Below are 23111 nucleotides of genomic sequence, written 5' to 3'. Positions count from 1 at the left end.
ACTGACCGGTATGTCGCGTCAGGCGCTCAGCAATCCCCCGTCAACAGCGGTGCCGGCAGAAGTGGATGACAGCGTGACGATGGCGTGGGCGACCGAGCACAGCGTGAGGTGACGGTGCCAGCCGCCGAAGCATCTTCCCTCGAAGTCCTTGATGCCCACCCTCTCTGCGACGGCCCCCGAGTCGGCCTCCACACGGCCGATGAGCCGCCCCAGGCGCAGCAGGTCGCCGGCACGCGACGCAAGCAGATTCGAGAGCCAGAGCTCATCGGGAACCCCGCCTGCCCCCCTCCAGGTACCGACAAGCGCCAAAGGCCGACGCCTGGGCCCCGTTCCGGCGGTCGTGGTCGACCAGGGCAGGACCACGCCCGTCCGGGCCACCAGGACGCAGTCCGCAGCCTGGGCGGATTCGGACTCCAGCCACCGGACGGGAAGGGCAGCCCTGCGGACACGCTGCATGAGGCGCCACGCCTCGACGTGGCGATCTGCACGATCCCCCACAGCGGCCAGGTCTCCGGGCACCAGAGGGGTGGAACCGTTGATCCGCATGACGAACGGGATGCCTAGACGACACAGCGCATCGGCGATCGCCGATGCGTCCGTCGCCTGACGACCGTCAAGCACCACCGGCCGCCGCTCCAGACCCCACCCCTCGGCAACCTCGCGCACGGCATTGACGATCGTCTGGTCGGCGCTGGCGACCGCAAGGTCCTCCGGTATCTCGGCGCGCCTGCGTCGCTGTTCGTCACTCAGCCAACCGGGAGGCAGTACGAGCCGCCAGTTGACCGGAGCGCTCACATCCTCGTTCGCGAGCCAGAGACCGTACGCCTGCTGGCTGTTCACGACGCGTCCCAGCTGTGCCACGTAGGACTCTTGGACGCCGACGCTGTGACGGCCCCACTTGGGGATGGCCATGGGGTGCACCACCCACGCCTGGGGGCGGACAACCCGGTCGAGATTCCGGCCGAGGGTCTGCCGCACCTGCAGCCAGTCCCATGAGGACTTGCTGATGAAGTGGTGCACGCTCTGCTCAGCCGCCCCTCCGCCGCCGCAGGCGGCGATGGATCGCATCGTCTTGCGACCGGGCACGGACAAGAGTCCCGATATGTACCTCTCACCCTTCAAGCGCTGATCACTTCGCGGTAGCGAGGCGAGCATCCGTCGTGAGAAGCCGGTGGCGAACTCCGCCCACGGCTCCCGGGTCGCAGATCGCAGGCGTCTCGCGTCCATCCCCTTCACATCCCCCTCCGCAGTGGCTGTACGTGCGCCGCCAACCTATATCAAGGGTCAGATCTATGTAAGACTTCTTACAGTCATCTGTATTGCGATGCCCATTGAGAGAGACGAGGCAAACGTGCAGTTCACACAAGCACTCCGACCCCTAGCTGCTGCTGGACTCGCCCTCGCCGGACTGCTGTCGCTACCGGCCACTGCCAGCGCGATCGACGCCTATGAGACGGCCGAGGCAATGACACGGCCGGTGGTCACGGCGTTCGCTCTTCCCGGCGATCGTGTCTACCCCGAGGGGATCGCAGCCGATGCCCGCAATGGGGACCTCTACGTCGGTTCCTTCGGCACCGGCGCCGTGTACCGCTCCGCTCCGGGACAGGCAATCGCGGAGGTGTTCCTCCCGGCAGGGGCCGACGGCCGCGCAAAGGCCATCGGGGTCAAGGTCGACCAGCAGGGCCGGCTGTGGGTCATCGACCCGGCCGGGGTCACGCTTTACGACACCGGTACCCGCGAGCGCGTCGCCCGGTTCGTATCCCCGACTCCGGAAACGTCCCTCGTCAACGACTTGGATATAGCGACGGACGGCACCGGGTACCTGACCGACTCCACCAGAGCGCTGGTCTACAAGGTCACGCCCTCGCAGGTGAAGCAGGCCGCTGAGGCAGGCGGTGCTGGAGGCCAGCTGGCCCCGGCGTACGACCTGTCCGGTACCGTCGCGCCCCAACCGGCCGGCACGATCACCCTCAACGGAATCGAGGCGGACCCCTCCGGCCGCTTCCTCCTCACCGTGGACTCGGCGGCCGGCGATCTCTACCGCCTCGACGTCGCCACTGGTGCGGTTCACAAGGTCGAGCTGCACGGTGCGACGCTTCGCTACGGGGACGGCATGCACATGGAGGACGGATCCCTCTGGGTCGCGCACTACGCGAACAACACACTCAGCCGCTTGCGGGTGGCCGGCGACGGCATGGCGGCGACCATGGAGAAGCAGCTCACCGACCCCAGTCTGCAGATCCCCACCACGCTTGTCCGCCGGCACGGACGGCTGTACGTGGTGCGGTCACAGTTCGACAAGGGCGGGCCCATCGGCCCAGGTGTTCCGGACGCACCGTTCACGGTCGCCGAGGTCCGCGGCATGTGAGACGACGCCGAACATGACTGAGGGCCCGCGCCTCCTTCCGGAGGCGCGGGCCCTCAGTGCTGGGATGTCAGCTGTGCGGGTGCGCGTGGACGACGGGGAAGTCGATGTCCAGCTCCGCGACGTGGTTGAAGTAGTTCGTGAGGATGTTCAGGGAAATGGAGAAGACGATGTCCACGATCTCCTTGTCACCGAACCCCGCGTCACGGACCGCCTGGAGCTCACCGTCCGTCACCGCACCACGGTTCTTCAGCACGGACTGGGTGAACGTCAGTACGGCCTGAGCCTCGGCCGACTCGGACTTCGCCTCACGCGCGGCCTCGATCTCGGCCGCGGGAAGCTTGGCTGCGTTGGCCGCGATGTAGCTGTGCGCCGACAGGCAGTAGTCGCAACCGTTGTGCTCGGCCGTGGCCAGGGCGATGCGCTCGCGGATGGGGGCCGCCAGACCCGCGCCGACCGCACCGGAGAGAGCGAGGTAGGCCTTGAGGACAGCGGGAGAGTTCGCCAGCGCCTTGGCCAGGTTGGGGACGACTCCCATCCCCTTCTGGACGGTGTCGAGGGCGTCCTTGAACTCGCCCTGGGCCTCGGCCGGCTGGATCATCTGAACCCTGCTCATGATGGGTACCTTTCGTTGTGCTCGTATCTGCGGATATGTGAAATCCAGCCCTGCTGCACCGTTTGAAGGCAGCACGAAGCCGCGCCATGGGCGACAGGGGAGGTCATGGGTTCGGCGCACCAAGGGGTGCGGGCCGAAGATCGGGCGTTATCGGACGCCCGTGCCGGCTGCCACGGGCTGGGAGGCAGCGGCCCCTTCAACGGACTCGGCCGGCATCACCAGGGGTTCGGCCTGAATGTCGTCCGAGGAGGGGCGAACCTGCACATGCGCCGTCGCGACGGTGAGGCAGGCAGCGATGAGGACGATGTTCTTGATGATGTACTGACCGTCCATCGTGGGGACGAAGGGCGTCGTGGACCACACCTCGTCCGGCAGCAGCACCAGGGTGGCGAAGACTCCTGCCATGTGGACGAAGAACACCGTGAGAGCCAGGCGGAGCAGCACTCCGGTCACCAGTCCCAGTCCGATGGCGACCTCCATCACCGCGAGCAGCGGCCGGGTGACCTCGGGGGGAACGGCGTCGAAAGTCATGACGCTCATGGCGTGGATGGCGATGTCCTCGGCCGGGCTCATCGCCGGGGAGAACTTCAGCACTCCGAACCACAGGAAGAGCACGCCCACGCTGATCCTGAGCACGGCCGGGCTGCGACGCTGGTAGGTGCTGGCGAACGCCTCCGACGTACGGCGTATTCGTTCGCGGAGTCGAGTGGTGCGTGTCATCTGTCTCTCCTCCTATTTACCGGCGGGTACGGGGATGGAGTCGATCGGCTGCGGCTGCCCGGCTGCAGCGGCAGCCTTGGCGGTGCGGCTCCGGGAGTGGAAGTTCGATGCAATCAGGGCGCCGAGGACAAGGCAGATGCCGGCGATCTCGGGGCCGGTGGGCACATGGCCGAGGAACGCCTGCACGACGAAAGCCGTCACGGGGACCAGATTCACGAACAGGGCTCCGTTGGCGGGCCCGAGGTCGCGGATCGCGGTGAACCAGCCGAGCATCGCGATGACGCTGGCGGGAATGGCCATGTACAGGATCTGCCACCAGGAGGCGGTGTAGTCCTCGAACTCCGCGCTGGGTATCCAGCCGGCCAGGGAGGAGACGGCGGTGATCACCAGGATGCTGACGGTGCCGAGCAGACAGGTCAGGGTCGTGTAGCGCAGCGGGGACCAATCCGGGAAGTTGGCCGCGGCACCCGTGCTGTAGATCACCCAGCCGGCCGCGCCGACCAGGGTGAGCAGTCCGCCGAAGCCGACGCCACCCGTCACCACGCTCAGCGGGTTTCCGTTGCCCAGGACCAAGGCGACGCCGAAGAGGGCGAGCGCGACGAAGCCGAGGGTCGCCGCATGCGGGCGCTTCTTGCTCCGTGCCCAGATCGCGAGCACGGTGAGGGCCGGCATGGTCGCGATCACGAGCGCGGAACTCTGCGACGGGATGGTCTGGAGTCCGACGTACACGAACAGGTTGAACCCGGCGAAGCCGATCGTCCCGAGCCACCAGATCTTCAGGATCCGCCCGTCGAACCTGAGGGCGCTGATGCCCTCCTTCATGGCCAGCAGCGCCACGAAGACGATCGCGGCCACGGCGAAGCGGGCGGCCACCAGATGAAAGGGATCCAGGTGGTCGAACCCGGATTTGGCCACCGCGAACATGCCGCCACCGGCGAGCGCGTTGATGACGCCGCCAACGACGCCTCCAGCTGTCTTGGACCTGGCCACGTCATTTCCTCTCTTGGGACTCGTGACTACGGGACGGTGATGAATTCCTGGAAGCTGGCTGTCGGCAGCTTCAGTTGGGCGTGGATGTCGCCGCCGAGCCCGAACCAGCCGATGGCTCCGCCGTAGCTCTGCTGGTAGCTCATCCAGAGGACGACGATGTTGATGATGCGGTTGGCATCAGGGGTGCCAGGGGCCGGGAACGGGTTGGGCATGACTGCCCTGTAGGTGGAGTTGCCGGCCTCGTCCGTCACGAATACGTTCGGCACTCCCAGAGGCCCGGGCCGTGTGGGTCCGGCCGGGTCGAGGTCGTGCTCACGCAGCGACATGATCGTGTAGACGCTGTTGGGGATGAGGTCACTGAACTCGAAGAAGAACTGGGCCGCGCGCTCGTCATCGGTCACGCTGACTTCGAGCTGCCCGCGGGCTCGTACCCACTGGCCGAGGGTGATCGGCGTGGTCACCTTCGGTCCGTCTTCCGGGCGGAGGTCGGGAATGGGTACGGCGTGGAAGGGGTAGCTGGGCCGGCGTACCAGGTCCGAGTCCGGGCACTGCTCGGGTGCGAAGACCATGGGGTAGTTCGCGCAGGGAAGCGGCAGCGGAAGCGTGTGCAGTACGCGGGCGCGATCCTCAGCCGACAGCTCGTCCGGGTTCAGCGGGAGTTCCTTGACGATGGTGTACGGGTGGTTCTCGCCGAAGGGCGGCACAGGACTGTCCGCGGCCACGATCGCCGCGCCCCAGTCGGAGCGGGTCCGCCCATCGGAGCCGGTGCGGTTCACGCGGCCGATGACGATGAAGTTGCCGTCTCCGTCCATCACCTCGCTGGGCGGGTAGGTCGGCCCCTGAGTGGTAAGGCTGAGCTCGTAGTTGCGGACCTGGCCCATCGTGACCCTCACTTACTGCTTGTCTGTACTGAATCGTTGTGCGTAGTTGAAGCGGCGGGGGATTCCCGGCGCGTGGCCAACAGCGCGAGAAGCACCGCGGCGACGATTGCCACGCATGCCGTCGTGACCACGCCGGGCCAGCCGTAGGCCGTCCACACCGGTCCCATCGCCATCGTCGAGAGGCTTCCCGAGCAGAGGCAGCTGAGCATGTAGCTGGAGGAGGCACTTCCGCGGTTGCGCTCCGGTACGACGGCGGCGAGCAGCACGAGGACCGCGGGTTGGCAGGAGAAGACGCCGAGGAAGACCAGAAGCAGACCGGCAGCAACGAGGGGCGTGCTTCCGGCGACGGCCAGGACGAGAATTCCCGCGAGTGCTGTGGGCAGACCGAGGAGGACCACGCGCCGGGCACCGAGTCGCGGAATCATCGCCCCGGACAAAGGGGCACCGAACAGGGCCGCCAGGCCGATCGCACTCACCAGGCCAATGGCCGAAGCGCCGAGGCCGAACGGTTCGGCGGCGAGCCGGAAGGTGAGGAAGGTGACCGCGCCAAGGTAGCCGAAGAACAGCAAGGCACCGACGCCGAGCAGGCGAGCCACCTTCGGTTGCCCGAACATCCCCAGCGCCTGCCCGTAGGCCTGCCTGACGGCCCTGCCCCCGGCATGAGGCAATTCCGTCCGTGGCAGGAAGGCCAGAGCGATGAGGCACGCGGCGTTGAGTAGCGCGAGGAGCAGGATGGCTTGGCGCCATCCCAGCCAGCCCGCCACCAGGCCCGTGGCCGAGCGCCCCACGGTGATACCGGCGACCGAAGCCGCGATGACGATCCCGAAGTAGGTGCCGGCTGTCCCTGGTGGCGCGATGCGGGGCATCAGGGCGAGCGTGGCCGCCGGCACGGCCGCGGCAGCGACCCCGGCGGCGGCGAGGGCCGCAACCAGGACAGCGAAACTGCCCGCCTGGGAGGCGCCCACGAGCAGTACGACGAGCGCCGCTGTTCCCCACACCGCCAGGGACTTCGCCTGGATCCGGTCGGACAGAGGACCGAAGACGAAGAAGGAGAGTGAATACGCCAGGCTCACGAAGAAGAACGCAAGACGTGCGTCCACCGGCTCCACGCGGAGTGACTGTGCGATCTGCGGGAAGATCGGCTGAGTCATGTAGACGGTAGCGACGACCAGGCACGTGGACACGGCTCCAATGGCCGGTGCCCTCAACTGCATTCTGCGTTCGGACCGGTTGTGTGCCGGCATATCTGCCTCTCCTCCGGCGATCCGTCGACGCGGATCAGCCCTCGATGCGGGCGTAGATCTTGGTGTAGAGACCCCGCTCACCGCCGGTGATGTAGCGGTCGCCGGCCTGACGGACGATCTCCTGGTAGCGCTCGTCGGTGAACACGGCCGTGTACTGGGCAGGGTCGACGTTGAATCCGGACACGAACATGACCCCGGGTTCGGTGCTCAGCACCGAGTGGTAGGCGAGGAACACCTCGACCTCGTCGGCACCGCGGACGACCTCGAAGATCGTCTGGTCCCGCCACTCCCGGTAGGCCTCGAACACCGGGGGCTTCACCTCGACATGGCGCATCTGCAGGTACTTCGTGTCGGGCAGCAGGTCATCGGTGGACTTCGGTGCTTCCACGAACTCGAGCACCTGGCGGCGGAAATCAGTGGCAAGCATCGGCGTCAGCTCGGTCCACAGCGTCCGCCACTCCTCCTGGAGGGCTGGGACGGCGTCCACACCCGCGACGGGCAGCAGCTCCAGGAGTGAGTTGTCCTCCAGTCCTCGGTAGAGGGTGCGGCCCTCGACGGGGTGGGCGGCGTTGTGCTTGCGCCACACCTCAACGGCAGCGTCAACAGCGGACTCGTCGACGAGGACCTCGGTCACCACGAGGGCGTTGGCGGGCATGAGCAGCTCCTTCGGTTCGATGTCTCAAGACTATAAGAGATCTTAGGTCTGGCAGAGACCATAGCAACATCCGAGAGTTGAGAACAAGCGGATCTCATCAGGAGGTGCGACTGCCGATGGATAGCCATCCCGCCTGGACCATCTGACCTTTGACAGATATAAGAGATCTGATCTATACAAGGCTGACGTGCCTCGCTGCTCCATGAAGCACGCCGCCGGCCTTGGACGCCGTCGAACCTTCACCGAGCGCTGACTTCACCGGGAGTGGCCATCCATGACGACTGTTTCGATCGATTCGATCCGCACGGGCAAATCAACTCCGCAGCCGGACAGTGCGCTGTCCTTCGAGCGCACCGTTGACCGCCGACTGGTACACCGCGACTCTCTCGGCGAGGTCTTCGTGACCGACCTTCAGCCGGCTGTCGCACCCGGGGGTTACATCGCCGCCGCGCAGCTCCCGCGTTCGCACGCCTACTACGGCGACCACCTGCTGCGCCCGAACACGTACGACCCGATCCTGCTGCTCGAGGCCGCCCGCCAGGCCGCGCTGGCCGGAGCGCACGAGTTCTTCGGGGTGCCGCAGGACCACAAATTCATCCTCACGCACCTGCGGATCCACCTCGCGCACCCGGAGCTCACCACGGTGGGCGACTCCGTCTTCGCCGTCCGGATGGACATACAGACCGGGAACGTCAAGCTCCGGGACGGGCGCGCGACAGGCCTTGACTACGAGATCAGGCTGTCCGTGGACGGGGTCATGATCGGACAGGCTTCCGTGGGCCTCCGGTTCAAGAGCCCCGAGAGCTACCTCAGACTCCGTACGAGCAACCGGAACGGTCGCGCCCTGCCGTCCTCGGCCTCCCCCCTGTCCCAGATTACGGGGTCCCTCGTCGCCCCTTCCCTTGTCGGACGGGCCGCCCCTGAGAACGTCGTCCTGCTCGACGCGGACACGTCGGGGGACGTCGCGACGGCCTCGCTGCACCTCCCCAGCGGGCACCCGAGCATGTTCGACCACCCGCAGGACCACATCCCGGGCATGGTGCTCGCGGAAGCGGCGCGACAGCTCGCCCTGTTCGCTGCTCTGGACTTGTGTGGGATCTCCGCCGCAAGGACGCTCATGACGGACCTGAGCGTCGTCTTCACCCGCTTCGGCGAGCTCGACGAGAAGACCACGATGAGTGCCTTCATCGAGAGCCGGCGCGGCGAGCCCGAGATCTACTACACGCAGGGCGGCCCGTTGCAGTCCGATGCCCTCGCCTCGCGTGATCTCGCGGAACAGCTCGTCGTGAACCTGACCGCGCTGCAGGGGGGAGAGCCGATCAGCAAGTTCAGCCTCTCGCTCGGCCGCCTGCAGGGCCGTTGACCACCGCCAGCCCCCTACCTGACAGGAGCAAGGGCGTCATGACGCTGCGCACTGCCGCGTTTTTCGATGTGGACGAGACCCTCATCAGGGTCAAGAGCATGTTCCGGTTCCTGGAGTTCTACCTCAGGATGCGGGGCGAGCCGGACAGCACGTACCAGCGCCTGAACGGGGAGCTGCAGTCGGCTGCCAAGCTCGGGGTCCCCCGCGAGTCCATCAACCGCGCCTACTACAAGTTCTATGCCGGCGAGAATGTGCGCCAGGTGACCACTGCGGGCCTGTTGTGGTTCGAGCACGAGTTGGAGGAAGGCCTCTTCCTCCCCGAGACGGTCGCCGAACTACACAGACACCAGGAAGCGAATGAGCGCGTCCTGCTCATCTCCGGGTCGTTCTTCGCGTGCCTGGACCCCATCAGCACCTGGCTTGGCGCGGACCGGGCGTACGGCACGCGCCCGCTGATCCACCGCGGACAGTTCACTGGCGAGGTCCTGACCCCGATGATCGGCGCCACCAAGGGCCGCGTCGTACGGGCCGCCGCCTCGGTACTGGAGATCGACCTCGCCTCTTCGACGGCGTACGGCGACCACATCAGCGATCTGTCGATGCTGCGCGCCGTGGGGCATCCAGTGGTGGTCGGCGACGACGAAGTCCTTGCCGGCCACGCCGATCGCTCGGGATGGCGCCGACTCGCCCCTGCCGTTGTCCGCTAGCCCGCCCGCTGTGACGTCCCGCCTACGGGCGGGCACGTCACGGATTGAGGAGTAACCGTGAGTTCCATCGGAATCGTGAGCACCGGCTCCTACGTCCCGACCACCGTGGTGACCAACGAGGAGATCGGCGGCACCGCCGGAGTGACTCCGGAATGGATCGTCCGCAAGACCGGCATCCACGAGCGCAGACGAGCCGCCGACCACGAGGCGACTTCCGACCTCGCGGCCCACGCCGCGCGCAACGCGTTGGCCCAGGCGGGCCTGCGCCCCGAGCAGCTGTCGTTCATCGTCCTCGCCACGTCGACGCCCGATCACCCTCAGCCCGCGACGGCCAGCATCGTCCAAGGTCTTATCGGCGCCACGAACGCGTCCGCGTTTGACGTCAACGCCGTGTGCAGCGGATTCGTCTATGCGCTCACCGTGGCCGAGCGGATGCTCAGCGGACAGCCGGAAGGCGAATACGGCCTGGTCATCGGCGTGGACATCTACTCCCGCATCCTCGACTACACCGACCGCAAGACCTGCATCCTCTTCGGGGACGGCGCAGGGGCAGTGGTCCTCGGCCCTGTGGACAAGGGGCTTGGAGTGCTCGAGACAGGCCTGATCACCCGGGGAGACCAGCACCGGCTGATCAGCGTGCCCGCGGGAGGCAGCCGGATACCCGCCACCGCCAAAACGGTGGAGGCAGGCCAGCACTTCTTCCGCATGGACGGCCGAGGCGTACGCGGCTTCGTGCACGAAAACCTGCCGACAGCGCTCCACCAGCTGCTTGCCAAGGCCGGCATATCCACGAGCGAAGTCGACCACTTCATCCCCCACCAGGCGAATGGCGTCATGCTCACCGAGGTCTGGCCCGATCTCGACCTGAACAACGCCGACCTCCATCTCGCCCTGAAGCGATACGGAAACACCGGCTCCGGATCGGTACCGATCACCCTCGACCTGGTACACCGCCAGGGCCTGATCGGCGAAGGCGACGTGGTGCTCCTGTCCGGCTTCGGCGGGGGCATGAGTGTCGGATCAGTCCTTCTTCGCTGGGCGCCAACCGCTCACTCCCGCGCCGCCCTTCAGCGAGAGCCTCTGCTCCTCACGGGCTGATCCGGCTCCCACCTCGCCTACACCCTCTGGAGAACCCGTGGAACACGAGAGACAAGCCCCTGGGAACCAACCCGCTGCCCGGCCCCGGCACACCCCCCTTGACGGACTTCACTTCGCCGGCGAGCCCTCCGCGGCCTGGGCTGTGGTCGCATGGGAGAGCGTCTTCGCGGACGTCGCACGTGCCTCGCTGCTACGAGACCACGCCCGGTGGGGCCTCGAAGCCCCGATCAACGACCAACAGGAGACGAGCCCTGTGGGAACTCCCCCGGACTCCGCGGGCTAGCCAGGTGGCGGCGGTAGGTCCCGTGCCACCACCCGCACGACGCCGAGTTGGCCGGTCCCTCAGGTACCTGTCGGGGCCGGCCTTCTCCACCTGTCAGCGGATGGCGTCCAGGTCGCGCGGTGCGCGCTGTTCCCGCGCCGACTGTGCCAGGCGGCGAACCGTACGTGTCGGCGAGCTGCTGCACGAGAACGGAACGCCCGAGCCAGCGAGCCACACCATCACAACTGGTTCAAACCCCAGAGAACTGGCGCCGTGCACCACGCTTCGCGACCCCTGCCCACAATCTGCGCCAGACCCAGCTGTCACTGGCAAAGCCAGCCGGCCTTTGGCCGGCCGGTAGCCGCTTCTGAAGCAGTCGAAGAGCTGACATAGACGATTCGACCAGGAGCGAGATTGCGCCGCCACGCGGGCGGGGCCGGTCATTCCGCGGAGCCTTGCCGTTTTCTACAAGCACTCTGGCGCACCTTGACGCATGATCACGCCGCCACCTCTCGTGGAGATCAAGATGCCTGTGATCAGGGGGAGTCGAGCCATGCCCGAGAACGTCCGCACCACCAGACCCCGCAGTACGATCTGGCGCCGCACGCTGGCGGCCGGCGTCGTCCTCGCCGCCACCGGTTCCATCCTCGCCGCGAGCCCCCAGCGCGCCGAGGCGGCGCTGCCGACCCAGTCGATAGCCGACCCCGTCCACTACTGGAACGACGTCCTCCAGGGTGTCTTCAGGCAGGTCGAGGGTGGCCCGGTCCCGATGGCGCGCGCGGCCGCGATGATGAACGGCGCGATCTGGGACGCGGAGAGCTCGTACCAGGCCAAGTGGAAGGGCCAGATGACCTCCGCGGCCTACATCCACGCGGCGGCCTACGCGGGCTGGGTCGAGGGGCCGGACGAGGAGGAACGCGTCATCGGCCGCACCGCGTACAACATCCTGCTCAATCTCTACGGCGTGAACCGGCCCAACAAGAACGCCCCCGACTTCACGGCCTACCTCGACAAGCGCTTCAAGGAGCGCTTCGGGACCGACCCGACCAGTGGCGATCTTCTGGACATCACCGTCGTCAGCGGGATGGTCAACCAGATGATGAACGCCCGCGCAGGCGACGGCTCGGAGAACACGCAGGGCTACACCAGCGAGAACACGAGGTCGGGGGCCTGGCGGCCCACAGGCAACTATCCCGACATGCCGGACCCCAAGTGCGCCTCGGACGGCAATGCCGTCAACCCGGTCTGGGGGCAGGTCAAGCCGTTCTCCCTGAGCTCGGGCTCGCAGTTCCGGCCCACCACGCTCGCGCAGTACGGCACGTACGAGAACCTCGTGGCGAGCCCCGAGTACAAGGCGCAGGTCGCAGCCGTACGGAACGCCGGCGCGGCCGCCCCCACCGCCGCCACGCCGGTGATCAACCGGACCGCGGACCAGTTCAACGCGGCCTGGTTCTGGGCCAACGACAACGACGGGACGTACAAGCCGCCGGGCCACATGCTCCAGGCCACCCGTGAGGTCTCCAAGGCCCGGGGCCTGAGCACGTACGCCAACGCCAAGCTCTTCGCGCTCGTCTCGATCGCCCTCGCCGACACGGGCATAGCCGTGCGCGACGCGAAGTTCTCCACCCCGATCGACCTGTGGCGGCCCGTCTCCGCGATCCGCGAGGGTGGCCTCGACCCGCAGTGGAAGCCCCTCCTGAAGAACAAGGACGGGGTCAACGTCAACCCGTGCTTCCCTGCCTACGTCTCCGGCCACGCCTCCTTCGGCGCTGCCTGGGCGGGCATCATGAAGCGCTACTTCAACACCGACACCATCGCCTTCGACCTCACCACCGACGAGCCGAACGCTCCGGTCAAGACCCGCCACTTCACCAGCTTCAGCGCCGCCGCCAAGGAGGACGCCGACAGCCGCATCTGGCTCGGCGTCCACTACCCGTGGGACGCCATCGACGGTCTGATCCTCGGCGACCAGGTCGCCGCCCAGGTCTTCAGCACCAAGCTCCGCACCCTGTGACCTGAACGGCGGGCGGGGGCTCTGTACCCCCGCCCCGCCGCATGGGAGCCTGGGGCCACCGCCCCTCCCTCCCCGCCAGGAGAAACCCCTATGACCCGCCGTTCCCGGACCGGGCCCGTCTCGCCGCTCTTCGCCTTCGGCACGGTGCTCACCGCCGCCGGCGGGCTGCTGTACATGCACCCGGGACCCGGCCCGATGGCCATGGCCCTCGGGGCGCTCGCCTTGGCGGTTGCGGCAGCGGTGTGGGCCTCCTCCAGGCAGCGATGACCACAAGGTCCGGGGCCCAGCCGCAAGGCTTTCGTCACCGGGCCGGAGCTGGTGAGGCTGCGATCCGGTCGCGTTGAATTCAGGCGACGGACCAACGACGAGAGGCATCCGCGGTGACGGAGACGAAACGACGCGGCCGGCTGTGGGCCGCGGTGACGGTCGCGGCGACGCTGGTGCTGGGCGTAGGCCTGTACTGGTTCCAGCCGTGGAAGCTGTGGCAGGACGCGACCGTTCACGAGTCCCTCCCGGCGGCCTCCCCGTCCACAGCCGCACCCGGGCCAACCCGCTCACCCACGACCCCGGCGACGGCGACGGCCCCGAGCGCTCCGGCCGGCCCGCAGACCTTGGCCCAGGGCACCCTGATCAGCCACGAGCACACCACCACCGGCACCGCGAAGATCATCCGGCTCCCCGACGGCTCCCGCACCCTGCGCCTGGAGAACCTCGACACCAGCAACGGCCCGGACCTGCGGGTCTGGCTCACCGACGCCCCGGTGAAGGAGGGCGAGGCGGGCTGGTCCGTCTTCGACGACGGCAAGTACGTCAGCCTGGGCAAACTCAAGGGCAACAAGGGCGACCAGAACTACGAAATCCCCACCGACGTGAACCTGGCCGACTACGGCAGCGTCACCATCTGGTGCGACCGCTTCGACGTCTCCTTCGGCGCGGCTGCCCTGGCGACCGTGTAACCCAGCGCCGCCCGGATACCGCCCCCCGCTTCCGCAGTTCGGCATCCGGGCCGCGCTGGCCATCCCCCGTGCCCTGATTCTCTCCGCGCGGTGCGCCGATGCGCATTGCCGGTGACCGGCAATCTTTACGCCGCCCTGATGCCGGTCGCGAGGAGCCGTCCGGATACATGTCACCCTTGTCCCCGCGTCAAGGGCGCGTCACGGACGCGTCAGGATCGGGGGAAGACCGTGGTGGAATCACAGACACCGGAGAACCATCTCGCGGGGTATGCCGAGACGCTCTTGCATGCCTGCGCCACGGGCCGCCGGCTGACCCGCGCCGAGCTGGAGTCACGCCGCGCGGAAGGGGAGCGGGCGGCTGAGGCCGGACTCCCGCTCCGTGCCCTGATACGCGATCACCTTGCCGCAGCCCAGGCCGTGCGGCCCCTCCCGGAGCCGGGCCCGCTCCTGGCGGCCGTCGAGCAGGCCGTGGACGCCTTCGTCGGGGGCTACGAACGGGCCCAGCACCAGGCCGTCCGGCAGGAGGAGGCGGCCCGCAGAGAGTTCATCGACGACCTGCTCTACGGTGGCAGCGACTTGGGCCGGCTGGCCGAGCGGGCCGAGCGCTTCGGGCTGCGCCTGTCGCAGTCCCACGCGGTCGCGGTGGCCACCGGTCCCGAACCGTACGGCGACGGCTATCAGGTGGCGCGCGGCATCGAGTCGGCGGTCCTCGCCCGCTTCCCGGGCCGGCAGATCCTGCTGACCACCAAGGACGGCCGGCTGATCTGCGTGGCCCCCGGGGACCAGCCCGAGGTCCTGTCCTACTTCGCCAAGCGGGCCTACGCGGCCACGGACGGGGGCCGTGTCGCGATCGGCCGGCCACACCCGGGAGCGGGCGGGGTCGTCCACTCCTACGAGGAAGCCCTCAACGCGCTCGACCTCGCCCGCCGGATGGGCCTGGACGGGCCGGTGCTCCACGCCGTCGACCTGCTCGTCTTCCCGGTGCTGACCCGGGACCGGCAGGCCATGGCCGACCTGGTCGAGACCACCCTGGGCCCGCTCCGCAAGGCCCGGGGCGGCGCCCAGCCGCTGCTCGACACCCTCACCGCGTACTTCGACAGCGGCTGTGTGTCGACAGAGGCGGCCCGACGCCTCTCCCTCAGCGTGCGGGCGCTGACATACCGGCTGGACCGCATCCACACCCGGACCGGCGCCGATCCGGCCGACCCACTGAACCGCTACACGCTCCAGACCGCCGTGATCGGCGCCCGCCTGCTGGGCTGGCCGGACGGCGAGGCCTGACCTACACCAGGGCGAAGTAGCGCAGCCACAGGTAGAGGGCCGAGACGGCGATCGTGACGGCGGTGACGATAAGGCCGTATCTGGTGAACTGCCAGAAGGTGATGGGTTGCCGGTTGCGTTCGGCGATGCCGAGGACGACGACGTTGGCGGAGGCGCCGATGGCGGTGGCGTTGCCGCCGAGGTCGGCGCCCAGCGCGAGGGCCCACCACATGACGTGGTCGGGGTCGCCGCCCATGTTGGTGACGAGTTCGCTGGTGATGGGTGCCATGGTGGCGACGTAGGGGATGTTGTCGACGATCCCGGACAGGACGGCGGAGCCTCCGAGCAGGAGCATGGAGCCACCGAGTTCGTTCCCGCCGATGACGTCCGCGAGGGAGCCGGCCAGGTCGCCGATCACGCCGGTCTCGATGAGGGCTCCGACCATGACGAACAGACCCGCGAAGAAGGCAAGCGTGGGCCACTCCACCTCGCCCAGCACCTCACCGGTCTCCACCTTGGAGACCGCGACGAGCAGGCCGGCGCCGAGGAGCGCGACGACGCTGGGCTCGTAGTGCAGCACGGGGTGCAGGACGAACCCGGCGACGACCAGGGCGAGGACACCCAAGCCCTGGACGAGCAGTCGTGGTTCGGTGATCGCCTCGCGCTCGCGCAGCTCCAACAGCTCTGCGGCACGCTTCTCGTCGTAGACGAAGTACTTGGCGAACATCACCCGGCACAGCAGCACCAGCACTACGGTCAGGACCGCGGCCAGCGGGGCCAGGTGGACCAGGAAGTCGTTGAAGGTGAGTCCGGCCCGGCTGGCGATGATGATGTTGGGCGGGTCGCCGACCAGGGTGGCGGTGCCGCCGATGTTCGAGGCGAACACCTCGGCGAGCAGGAACGGCATCGCTGGCAGCTTCAGCCGGTCGCACACCAGCAGGGTGACCGGGGCGACCAGCAGCACGGTGGTGACGTTGTCCAGGAGCGCCGAGGCCACCGCGGTGATGACGACCAACATGGTCATCACGCGGAATGGGCGGGCCTTGGCCTTCTTCACGGACCAGATGGCCAGGTACTCGAAGAGCCCGGTCCGCTTCAGGACGCCGACGATCATCATCATGCCGAGCAGCAGGAAGATGACGTTCCAGTCGATGCCGGTCTTGTCCGAGTGGAAGGCGGCGATGTCGTCGGTGGCTCCGATGGCCAGCATCAGCGCGGCGCCGCCCAGGGCGGCTGCGACGCGGTGGACCCACTCGGTGATGATCAGGACGTAGACGCCGGCGAAGACGGCGATCGCGGCCCAGCTCTGCCAGCCGCTCACGCCTGACCGCCCACTGCGAGAAGGTGCCGCATCAGCCCGGCCGCCGAGACCACCCCGAGCAACCTGCCCGTGTCGCCGTCGCGTTCGACGACCGCGACCAGCGGGACGTGGGTGCGGGCCATGGCGGCCGCGATCTGCATCGTCCCTGCCTCCGGACTGACGTAGGGCGGCTTGAACGTACGGGCGGGCAGCCACTGGGCGACGGTCTTGCCCGCGAGGGCCTCGGTCATCGCTTCGGCGTGCCGCTCGTCGATGACCGCGGCGAGCAGCGGGTCCTCCATCACGTACTCGGGGACGAGCTGGCGGACCAGCTGGGAGCCGGGGACGGCCGCGTACGGAGTGCCGTCTGTGTCCAGGACCAGCAGCGCGGGCAGATTTTGTTCGGCCAGCAGACGGATGGCGTCCACAGCCGGGGCGTCGGTCGTCACGTGCGGGTAGGGCTCGGCGAGTTCACGGGCGGGCATGGCGCTTCTCCTGGTCGGGTGCACTGCTTGGGGCGGGAAGAGTGGACGGCGTCGGTGCGGGCTCCTCGCTCGGGATGCCGGCGAGGTCGTCGACGCGGAAGAGGCGGGCGATGGGGACGTCGGTGCTGCTGTGGGCGATGATCGAGAAGGCGATGCAGACGGCGATCAGCGTGTACGCCGCCTCACCCTGGGGAATCCCGGCCTGGAGCACGAGCAGCCCGTAGACGACGGACGCGAAGCCCTTGGGACCGAACCAGGCGGCCACCAGCTTCTCCCGCCGCTCGATCCGCGCCCCCAGCAGCGACACCCACAGGGAGGCGGGGCGGATCAGCACGATCGCCAGCACGACCGCCAGGTACCCGCCCACTGACAGGTCCCCGAACAGCTGCGGGGTCAGCAGGGCGCCGAAGACGAGGAGGGCTGCGAACTTGGCCAGCTCCGCGAGCATCTCGCCTAGCGGTTCGAAGTGGGTCTTCGCCTCGGGCGAGATGGAGGCGAGGACGGCGCCTGCGGAGAACGCGGCGAGGTAGGGGTTGGCGTGGGTGAGGTGGCACAGCCCGTACAGGATGATCCCGGTCGCCAGCGGCAGCAGCGGCTGGAGCTTCGGCTCCGCGCCCAGCAATCTCAGCCGCACCAGTCCCGCGACTGTCAGAGGCAGCACGATCCCGAAGACCAGCCCCAGCCCGAGCTCCAGAGCGATCGAGCCGATGGAAGCCTGCGCGTGTCCGGAGGTGGGTCCGGCGGCGGCGATCAGGATCAGTACGACCGGGAGGGCGAGGCCGTCGTTGATGCCGCTCTCCACGTTCAGCAGCTGCCGCAGCTTCGCGGGCACTTCCCGCCGTCCCACGATGGCGGCGGCGAACACGGGGTCGGTGGGCGCGAGGACCGCGCCGACCAGGAAGGAGGTCGTCCAGTCCAGGCCGACGAGGTAGTGGGTGATCAGCGCCATGCCGGCCATCGCGAGGGGCATGCCCAGCCCGAGCGCGCGGGCCGGGTTCTTCCAGTTCTGCCGCAGTTTCGGGAGGGAGACATGCATGCCGTCGGTGAAGAGCACGGCGAAGAGGGCCAGATCGGCGGTGACGGAGACGATCTCGCTGTCGGCCGTGATGTGGATCAGCCCGAGGAACCCGTCACTGACCAGGGCCCCTCCGAGCAGGAAGAGGAGGGAGGTGGAAAGGACGGTGCGGGCGGCGAGCCCGGAGAGCAGTACGGCGACCAGCAAGGCCACACCGAAGACAGCGACGAGCACCATGGCAGAAGTCCCCGTTCCGCGAAGAGAGTTATCCCCTGTTCGCCGACCAGGCTTCCCGGCACACCACCGGCTACTTTATACATTTCTTACGCGTCTTTGACGGATCTCTGACGGCAGTCCCACAAGCCGGAATCTTGCCGGACTCCGGCATGAACTCGTCAGATGGGCGGCGTCTATGGTGGGCGTTCGCACCAGAGAGGTACCAGTGAACGGAAACCCGGCGTATCACGCCATCGCCCTCGCGGCGGCCACCCTGCTCGCCCTTCCCGTCCCCGTGGCGATCCTCGCCGGCTGGACGCCGCCCAAGTGGCCGACGCGGGCCGCTGCCGTGTCATGCGCCTGGGCCCTGCTCTGCATCTACGCCCTCGCGCCCTTGAACGCCATCCCCAGGATCCTGGACGCACCCGACCCGGCCGTGATGGCCTGCACCGCGGCCGGCATGGTGTTCAGCGCGGCAGCGGTTGCCTGCCTCCTGCGGGCCGTATGGGTCTCCCGGCGCCCGACGCCCATGGGCGGCTGAGCGCGATGCCCGCAGTCAGAGCCACCACCTGGGTACGACACCAGGTCACCGAGTTCCGCATCGCGTGCGTCCTGTCCATAGTCGGTGCTCTCACCACGCTGGTGGGGGTCGCCCTGTATGCCATTCCCGGCGCCGGATTCCCACCGGTTGCCATCGGCCTCTCCTGCCTCACCACCGGCATGGTCATGCTGGGCTCAGGAGTCAAAGACCGCTGACCGCACAGCCAGCCGTGGAGACGGTCCCGGACACGGCCCGCGGTCCGCCTACCAGGCAGGGATACACGAAGTACGAGTACTACAAGTGGGATGGCGCGGACTGGTATGTCTGCGCTCTGGTCGGGGAATGGCAGTACAGCGCCTCTGCGTCGGGCCAGTACACGCAGTCATGGAACTTCAGCGGCGCCCCGCCTTGCGGGGGTGGCTACTACGGCACGACTGGCTACACGTCCGTCCAGTACGGCGGGGACTGGTACGGCTGGAATGTTGGCATCTGGTCGGGCTTCCACTACATCGAACCGTAGGAGGCACGCTTGAACAGGGCACGTTTCGTATCGGTGCTGGCAGGTGCTGGCATCCTCGTCGCCGGAGGCGTCATGACCGCCACAGCCTCCGACAGGCCGCCCGCCCCTCCACGACCTCCGTGGGTAAAGGCCGACGGCACGGTGGACACGACAAAGCTGCCTGACCGGATGCCCGTCATGGGCCCGGACGGCAAGCCGGCGAAGGACGCCAGCGGCAGCCAGATCACCGTGGACGTACGGCCGCCTGGGCAGCCGACTGGGCAGCAGAACCAGAGCGACCCTCCGGGTAGCAGCAGGAGAGTCGAGAAGGGCGACAACGGAGCGGTCAACGAAATCTTCGAGGTCAAACCCTCCGCTCCGCCCGCCGGCTAACCCGTCAGAAGGGCCCCGAGCGAGCGATCCTTCGGGGCCCGACCCGTAGGAAGGGGCGCGGCATGTCCGCGTTGGTGTCACTAGTCGCGGGCCTTTGGTACGCGGCCATCGCTGTCATCGTGTTCAACGACAACCCGTCAGCAATTCTCTTCGCCGCCGCATTCGGCGCCGCAGGCTTTGTGTTGGCCTCGGCTGGGGTCCGGATGCTGACCGGTCACCCGGATCAAGCTCTCCTTGCCCGGCGCGGCGCGTGGCTCGCGCTTCTGACAATCGCGATTCCGCTGGCCGTCTGGGCGATCAGCGTCACGTCCTCTGACGCTCCTGCTGAGTACGCACAACTTGCGTTCTCGCGTGGGATCTTCGGGTACGCGGCTCTGGCGGTGACACCAGGAGTCCTGACCCTGCTGTTGGTCCGCATCCGCGTCCGAAGCTAGGACCACACCATCACGACGAACGTCGCGCGGAACCAGGCGCGACGACGATGGGACCGACTTGGTCTGCGCCTGGCCCGGCTCTCCCCCATCCACCGACCGCCCGGGGTCACACGCATACGGGGCGCGCCAAGTTCGGGCTCGGCGCTCATCTCGTCTAAGCGCTTCGACGGCACGTGGACGGCAAGCCGCTGACCGGGGCGTTCCCGAACTCCTTGACTCCTGAGGATTCCCAGCCCGGGAGGCGCGCTGCTGTGCGCGGGTTTGGACGGATGCGCCGTGGCGCGTGGTGGCGATTGCCCGTGCCACTAGGCGCCGGTGTGCGTACCTGCCCGAATGGGTGACAGAGCGGGACGCTGCTTGCCAGGTGGTCAGGTCTCGTGCGCGTAACAGCTTCGGGGGCGTGCTCCTACATCTGGCCTTCGCTTCAAGCAGAGGATCCGAGCATGCCCACCCTTGAAATCCCTGATGGCTTCGCCCGAGAGCAGTGGACTGCCTATGTCCACCGCGCCCGGCGTGCCGTGCGGTCCAAGAGCGCCAGCAACTTCGAGATCGGCGACATCCTGAACGAGATGCTGGAGGGACGTCCGCGTGGCGACGGCGAGATCACCCGCATCAGGTCCCTCTTCTCCCGACAGATCCGGGTGAAGGAGACGACACTCGCCAAGTATCTCTACGTCACGAGGGCCTGGCCGCCGGACACGAGGCGCGACGACGTGCCGTGGACGGTTCACGAAATTCTCGCCGGGCAGTCGAACCGGTTCCAGTTGATCAGGGAAGAGCCGTCGGACGACCTGGACCCTCACCATCGCGGCGCCTGGCACTACGACGCCGCCAAGCGTGCGCGCCACTCACTGCCCCACGTGCCGGCCACTCCTACCGAACGCATCGACACAGCCAAGCGCCTCCTACGTGACACAAAGGAGGCAGCGGAGGCAGTCACGCAGCTGGCCGATCGCACGGAGGTCCTGAAAGCTGCCGTCGAAGACCCGGCCTTCCGACGCGCGGTACGTGACGCTCATCGCGACCGCGCCCGTCGGATGGAACGAGAGGCGGAAGCACAGTGGGGAGTACCAGGGCCGGTACGTCCCAGCCCTGAACCCGAGCCCGCCCTCAGCGAGACCGGTCCGACGGTCAGCTACCGCGAGACGGCGTCCTCCGTCCTCAGGATCCTGGGCCAGTGCACCAGCTTCTGCGTGTCCATGCAGAACGCCGTCGTGTTAGCCCAGGAAGAGTTGCTGACGACCGAGGAAGAGGAAGCCGTCCTCGACAGCATCAAGAAGGTTCGCGCGGTCTGCGACTGGTGCGAGCACGTCGTCACCACCGGCCAGACCGACATGGATGACGAACTCGCCCGACTCCTCGGCGGCGGGAAAGGGGAACAGCCGTGAACTCCCGACGCAGGTCGCCTTCCGACCTCGGCCTCGAACTGTGGGACCTCGTCAAGGATGCCGGCGAGGACGGTATGCCGCGGGAAACCGCACTCGACCACATGACCCCCAGCCAGTTCGAAGTCGCCAAGGTCTGGGACCGGGACAACATGTGCGAGAAGGAGCATGAGTGCTTCCTCTACGTACTCGGCCAGTACCTCATCTCCCGCGACCCCCAGATGTCCGTCCTCGCCCTCAACCGCGAGATCGAACTCCTCTACCGCCGCGCCGTCCGCCTGCATCGAAGTGCAATAGCCCCCCTCGGGGAGGGGGGCCGATTGAGCCCTCAGCTCCGCGTGGCTCACACCGCGCTGGCAGGGATGATCGAGGCAGCAGCGCCACTGCGGCATGCCGGATTCTCGGCTGCTGTCGTGGTGCGAAGCGGGGGCGGTCCCTGATCTGTCGTCGGGTGACGGATGCGAGAGCGCAGGTCAGAACCCCCGCATGCGTGAGCGATGCGTGAGCGGATGGGTCGGCATTAGGTGTCATACGCCGGATTGGGCACCGTGCCGCGCTGCGCTGACCAGGAGGTTCAGCACCACGCGGCACGGGCCGGAACTGCCCGGCACGGATTCGATCCCACTCCTAAAGCGGGTGTCGCAGGTTCGAATCCTGCCGAGGGCACAAGGGAAAACGGCCCGGAGCGATCACGCTCCGGGCCGTTTGACTGCACCGCCTGACGGCAACGGGGTCACGTACTCGGTCGCTGGCGCCTCAGCATCCGGTCCATGTGGCTGATCGCTTCCCGCTTCGTGTCGTCCACAACGTGCGTGTACACGTCCATGGTGATGCTGATCTGGCTGTGTCCGAGGATCTCCATGATGACCCTCGGCGCCACACCCGCAGCAGTCAGCAGCGTCGCGGTGCCGTGGCGGGCATCGTGCAGGCGAACGACCCGAAGGCCCGGCCACACTGATCCGCACAGTGCGCGAGGTCGAAGCGACCGACCCCCACGGGCAGCGCTGGCCCCGGTACAAGGCCGGAGATGACGCAGCGGTTGCCTTCTGCTCTTTCGCCTAGGGGCTGGCAAGCGCGCGCGCAACAGGAGTACCGGTGCGTCGTGCGTACGTGAGCCGCTCTCGCACCTCACGCAGATTTCGGGGGCGGTAGCCGGGTCCGCAGCCGCAGCATGCTTGCCGAAAGTCCAGGCCGGCATGCAGGAGGACGGAGACCACCCTCCAGGCGTCCCGGTCCCGCTGTGGCGGAGCCTCGAAGGCGTCACCGGCCAGGAGCATCTCCCGGCGGCACCTCGGGCAGCGGTACGTCCGCTGCTCGGAGTGCTTGAGGGAGATCCGGCAGGAGAGGCACACGTACGCGGAGCGGTGAGTCATCCCGCCACTATCCGTTGTTGTGATTCTGGGCCGCCATGGGCTTTCCTGTCGCGCTCGCAAGCCGGCTCTAATCCGTTGCTAAGAGCGTTCCCGGTGCTGCTGTTCCGGGTGTGCCCCCACAGCGAGCCCATGACGTTGCACCCGCTTCGCCGACGCCCGCGGACTGAAGGCCTACGCCGGTGCCTCGCCAGTCACCAGGGCATCCGGGAAGAAGTCCACCGCCGCCCAGAGGAACCTCTTCAACCGCCTACTCGGCCAGCTCTATCACTGCCTGCAACACGGCAAATCGTTCGACGAGCAAACCGCGTTCCCCGTCCAGGTGGCTGCCCTCTGACAGGT

24 protein-coding genes and 2 pseudogenes are annotated in these 23111 nt (G+C 67.8%); 15 read left to right on the top strand and 11 right to left on the bottom strand.

Features of this window, described 5'->3' with window-relative positions:
- Positions 1-18: 18 nt before the first annotated feature.
- Entirely contained in the window at positions 19-1227 is a 1209-nt protein-coding gene (locus OHA37_RS22310) for an IS701 family transposase (RefSeq protein ID WP_266907871.1), read from the bottom strand.
- Positions 1228-1465: 238 nt separating this feature from the next.
- Between OHA37_RS22310 and OHA37_RS22305 the strand changes: the two genes are divergently transcribed.
- Positions 1466-2368: an SMP-30/gluconolactonase/LRE family protein gene (locus OHA37_RS22305; RefSeq protein WP_266907870.1), complete on the top strand. Its 903-nt coding sequence runs from the start codon at positions 1466-1468 to the stop codon at positions 2366-2368.
- Positions 2369-2435: 67 nt separating this feature from the next.
- Here OHA37_RS22305 and OHA37_RS22300 read toward each other — a convergent pair whose 3' ends face one another.
- The 6 genes from OHA37_RS22300 to OHA37_RS22275 all read right to left on the bottom strand — a co-directional run bounded on the left by OHA37_RS22300 (position 2436) and on the right by OHA37_RS22275 (position 7471).
- The gene (locus OHA37_RS22300) at positions 2436-2981 is read right to left on the bottom strand and encodes a carboxymuconolactone decarboxylase family protein (protein ID WP_266907869.1); all 546 of its coding nucleotides are present in this window, start codon (positions 2979-2981) and stop codon (positions 2436-2438) included.
- Between the two features lie 147 nt (positions 2982-3128).
- The gene (locus OHA37_RS22295) at positions 3129-3701 is read right to left on the bottom strand and encodes a DoxX family membrane protein (protein ID WP_266907868.1); all 573 of its coding nucleotides are present in this window, start codon (positions 3699-3701) and stop codon (positions 3129-3131) included.
- A 12-nt stretch (positions 3702-3713) separates the two neighbouring features.
- Positions 3714-4691, bottom strand: coding sequence for a DMT family transporter (locus tag OHA37_RS22290; RefSeq protein WP_266907867.1), 978 nt, complete (start codon positions 4689-4691; stop codon positions 3714-3716).
- Positions 4692-4717: 26 nt separating this feature from the next.
- Positions 4718-5584, bottom strand: a complete 867-nt coding sequence (locus OHA37_RS22285) for a hypothetical protein (protein ID WP_266907866.1) — start codon at positions 5582-5584, stop codon at positions 4718-4720.
- Positions 5581-6786, bottom strand: coding sequence for an MFS transporter (locus OHA37_RS22280; RefSeq protein ID WP_266912986.1), 1206 nt, complete (start codon positions 6784-6786; stop codon positions 5581-5583). Before OHA37_RS22280 ends, OHA37_RS22285 begins: the two co-directional genes overlap by 4 nt.
- Before the next feature lie 64 nt (positions 6787-6850).
- On the bottom strand, positions 6851-7471 hold the full coding sequence (locus tag OHA37_RS22275; RefSeq protein WP_266907865.1) for a hypothetical protein: 621 nt from the start codon (positions 7469-7471) through the stop codon (positions 6851-6853).
- Between the two features lie 274 nt (positions 7472-7745).
- Here OHA37_RS22275 and OHA37_RS22270 point away from each other — a divergent pair, with 274 nt between their 5' ends.
- From OHA37_RS22270 to OHA37_RS22240, 7 genes are all read left to right on the top strand, one after another.
- Positions 7746-8834: a ScbA/BarX family gamma-butyrolactone biosynthesis protein gene (locus OHA37_RS22270; protein WP_266907864.1), complete on the top strand. Its 1089-nt coding sequence runs from the start codon at positions 7746-7748 to the stop codon at positions 8832-8834.
- 38 nt (positions 8835-8872) lie between these two features.
- Complete coding sequence (locus OHA37_RS22265) at positions 8873-9541, top strand: HAD family hydrolase (protein WP_266907863.1); 669 nt, start codon at positions 8873-8875, stop codon at positions 9539-9541.
- A gap of 75 nt (positions 9542-9616) precedes the next feature.
- Positions 9617-10639, top strand: a complete 1023-nt coding sequence (locus tag OHA37_RS22260; RefSeq protein WP_266907862.1) for a 3-oxoacyl-ACP synthase III family protein — start codon at positions 9617-9619, stop codon at positions 10637-10639.
- An 815-nt stretch (positions 10640-11454) separates the two neighbouring features.
- A complete protein-coding gene (locus tag OHA37_RS22255; protein ID WP_266907861.1) occupies positions 11455-12915 on the top strand; it encodes a vanadium-dependent haloperoxidase in 1461 nt (486 codons plus the stop codon).
- 90 nt (positions 12916-13005) lie between these two features.
- Positions 13006-13182 (top strand): hypothetical protein, encoded by a 177-nt coding sequence (locus OHA37_RS22250; RefSeq protein WP_266907860.1) that lies wholly within the window; start codon positions 13006-13008, stop codon positions 13180-13182.
- Between the two features lie 113 nt (positions 13183-13295).
- On the top strand, positions 13296-13871 hold the full coding sequence (locus OHA37_RS22245) for a DM13 domain-containing protein (protein ID WP_443046196.1): 576 nt from the start codon (positions 13296-13298) through the stop codon (positions 13869-13871).
- Positions 13872-14099: 228 nt separating this feature from the next.
- The gene (locus OHA37_RS22240) at positions 14100-15152 is read left to right on the top strand and encodes a PucR family transcriptional regulator (RefSeq protein ID WP_443046195.1); all 1053 of its coding nucleotides are present in this window, start codon (positions 14100-14102) and stop codon (positions 15150-15152) included.
- 1 nt (position 15153) lies between these two features.
- Here the strand turns inward: OHA37_RS22240 and OHA37_RS22235 are convergent, their stop codons facing one another.
- Genes OHA37_RS22235 through OHA37_RS22225 form a run of 3 tightly spaced genes read right to left on the bottom strand, consistent with a single transcriptional unit; the run spans position 15154 to position 18168 of the window.
- Positions 15154-16452, bottom strand: a complete 1299-nt coding sequence (locus tag OHA37_RS22235; protein WP_266907858.1) for an ArsB/NhaD family transporter — start codon at positions 16450-16452, stop codon at positions 15154-15156.
- Positions 16449-16916, bottom strand: a complete 468-nt coding sequence (locus tag OHA37_RS22230; protein ID WP_266907857.1) for a CBS domain-containing protein — start codon at positions 16914-16916, stop codon at positions 16449-16451. Before OHA37_RS22230 ends, OHA37_RS22235 begins: the two co-directional genes overlap by 4 nt.
- Positions 16903-18168 carry a cation:proton antiporter gene (locus OHA37_RS22225; protein WP_266907856.1) on the bottom strand — a complete coding sequence of 422 codons (1266 nt, stop codon included), beginning with the start codon at positions 18166-18168 and terminating at the stop codon, positions 16903-16905. Before OHA37_RS22225 ends, OHA37_RS22230 begins: the two co-directional genes overlap by 14 nt.
- 205 nt (positions 18169-18373) lie before the next feature.
- Between OHA37_RS22225 and OHA37_RS22220 the strand changes: the two genes are divergently transcribed.
- From OHA37_RS22220 to OHA37_RS22195, 6 genes are all read left to right on the top strand, one after another.
- Positions 18374-18688: a hypothetical protein gene (locus OHA37_RS22220; protein ID WP_266907855.1), complete on the top strand. Its 315-nt coding sequence runs from the start codon at positions 18374-18376 to the stop codon at positions 18686-18688.
- A 5-nt stretch (positions 18689-18693) separates the two neighbouring features.
- Positions 18694-18903 (top strand): hypothetical protein, encoded by a 210-nt coding sequence (locus OHA37_RS22215; RefSeq protein WP_266907854.1) that lies wholly within the window; start codon positions 18694-18696, stop codon positions 18901-18903.
- A 446-nt stretch (positions 18904-19349) separates the two neighbouring features.
- A complete protein-coding gene (locus OHA37_RS22210; protein ID WP_266907853.1) occupies positions 19350-19580 on the top strand; it encodes a hypothetical protein in 231 nt (76 codons plus the stop codon).
- A gap of 62 nt (positions 19581-19642) precedes the next feature.
- Positions 19643-20014, top strand: coding sequence for a hypothetical protein (locus tag OHA37_RS22205; RefSeq protein ID WP_266907852.1), 372 nt, complete (start codon positions 19643-19645; stop codon positions 20012-20014).
- Between the two features lie 443 nt (positions 20015-20457).
- Positions 20458-21402 carry a DUF6192 family protein gene (locus OHA37_RS22200; protein ID WP_266907851.1) on the top strand — a complete coding sequence of 315 codons (945 nt, stop codon included), beginning with the start codon at positions 20458-20460 and terminating at the stop codon, positions 21400-21402.
- Positions 21399-21839 carry a hypothetical protein gene (locus OHA37_RS22195; protein WP_266907850.1) on the top strand — a complete coding sequence of 147 codons (441 nt, stop codon included), beginning with the start codon at positions 21399-21401 and terminating at the stop codon, positions 21837-21839. The genes OHA37_RS22200 and OHA37_RS22195 overlap by 4 nt, the downstream gene beginning before the upstream one ends.
- Before the next feature lie 293 nt (positions 21840-22132).
- On the opposite strand, the pseudogene OHA37_RS22190 reads toward OHA37_RS22195, so the two are convergent.
- Positions 22133-22396: pseudogene (locus OHA37_RS22190) on the bottom strand (tyrosine-type recombinase/integrase); the annotation flags it as partial.
- A 515-nt stretch (positions 22397-22911) separates the two neighbouring features.
- Here OHA37_RS22190 and OHA37_RS22185 point away from each other — a divergent pair.
- A pseudogene (locus tag OHA37_RS22185) lies at positions 22912-23106 on the top strand (transposase); the annotation flags it as partial.
- Positions 23107-23111: the final 5 nt, after the last annotated feature.

The sequence above is a fragment of the Streptomyces sp. NBC_00335 genome (assembly GCF_036127095.1).
Classification (GTDB): Bacteria; Actinomycetota; Actinomycetes; order Streptomycetales; family Streptomycetaceae; genus Streptomyces.
Note: the sequence above shows the minus strand (reverse complement) of the source record. Positions and strands in the feature narration are given on the sequence as shown.

Excerpts from the sequence above, each read along its gene's own strand:
- OHA37_RS22310 (WP_266907871.1), bottom strand. The coding sequence starts at position 1,227 with ATGGACGCGAGACGCCTGCGATCTGCGACCCGGGAGCCGTGGGCGGAG.
- OHA37_RS22305 (WP_266907870.1), top strand. The coding sequence starts at position 1,466 with ATGACACGGCCGGTGGTCACGGCGTTCGCTCTTCCCGGCGATCGTGTC.
- OHA37_RS22300 (WP_266907869.1), bottom strand. The coding sequence starts at position 2,981 with ATGAGCAGGGTTCAGATGATCCAGCCGGCCGAGGCCCAGGGCGAGTTC.
- OHA37_RS22295 (WP_266907868.1), bottom strand. The coding sequence starts at position 3,701 with ATGACACGCACCACTCGACTCCGCGAACGAATACGCCGTACGTCGGAG.
- OHA37_RS22280 (WP_266912986.1), bottom strand. The coding sequence starts at position 6,786 with ATGCAGTTGAGGGCACCGGCCATTGGAGCCGTGTCCACGTGCCTGGTC.
- OHA37_RS22275 (WP_266907865.1), bottom strand. The coding sequence starts at position 7,471 with ATGCCCGCCAACGCCCTCGTGGTGACCGAGGTCCTCGTCGACGAGTCC.
- OHA37_RS22270 (WP_266907864.1), top strand. The coding sequence starts at position 7,746 with ATGACGACTGTTTCGATCGATTCGATCCGCACGGGCAAATCAACTCCG.
- OHA37_RS22265 (WP_266907863.1), top strand. The coding sequence starts at position 8,873 with ATGACGCTGCGCACTGCCGCGTTTTTCGATGTGGACGAGACCCTCATC.
- OHA37_RS22255 (WP_266907861.1), top strand. The coding sequence starts at position 11,455 with ATGCCCGAGAACGTCCGCACCACCAGACCCCGCAGTACGATCTGGCGC.
- OHA37_RS22250 (WP_266907860.1), top strand. The coding sequence starts at position 13,006 with ATGACCCGCCGTTCCCGGACCGGGCCCGTCTCGCCGCTCTTCGCCTTC.
- OHA37_RS22230 (WP_266907857.1), bottom strand. The coding sequence starts at position 16,916 with ATGCCCGCCCGTGAACTCGCCGAGCCCTACCCGCACGTGACGACCGAC.
- OHA37_RS22225 (WP_266907856.1), bottom strand. The coding sequence starts at position 18,168 with ATGGTGCTCGTCGCTGTCTTCGGTGTGGCCTTGCTGGTCGCCGTACTG.
- OHA37_RS22215 (WP_266907854.1), top strand. The coding sequence starts at position 18,694 with ATGCCCGCAGTCAGAGCCACCACCTGGGTACGACACCAGGTCACCGAG.
- OHA37_RS22205 (WP_266907852.1), top strand. The coding sequence starts at position 19,643 with ATGTCCGCGTTGGTGTCACTAGTCGCGGGCCTTTGGTACGCGGCCATC.
- OHA37_RS22200 (WP_266907851.1), top strand. The coding sequence starts at position 20,458 with ATGCCCACCCTTGAAATCCCTGATGGCTTCGCCCGAGAGCAGTGGACT.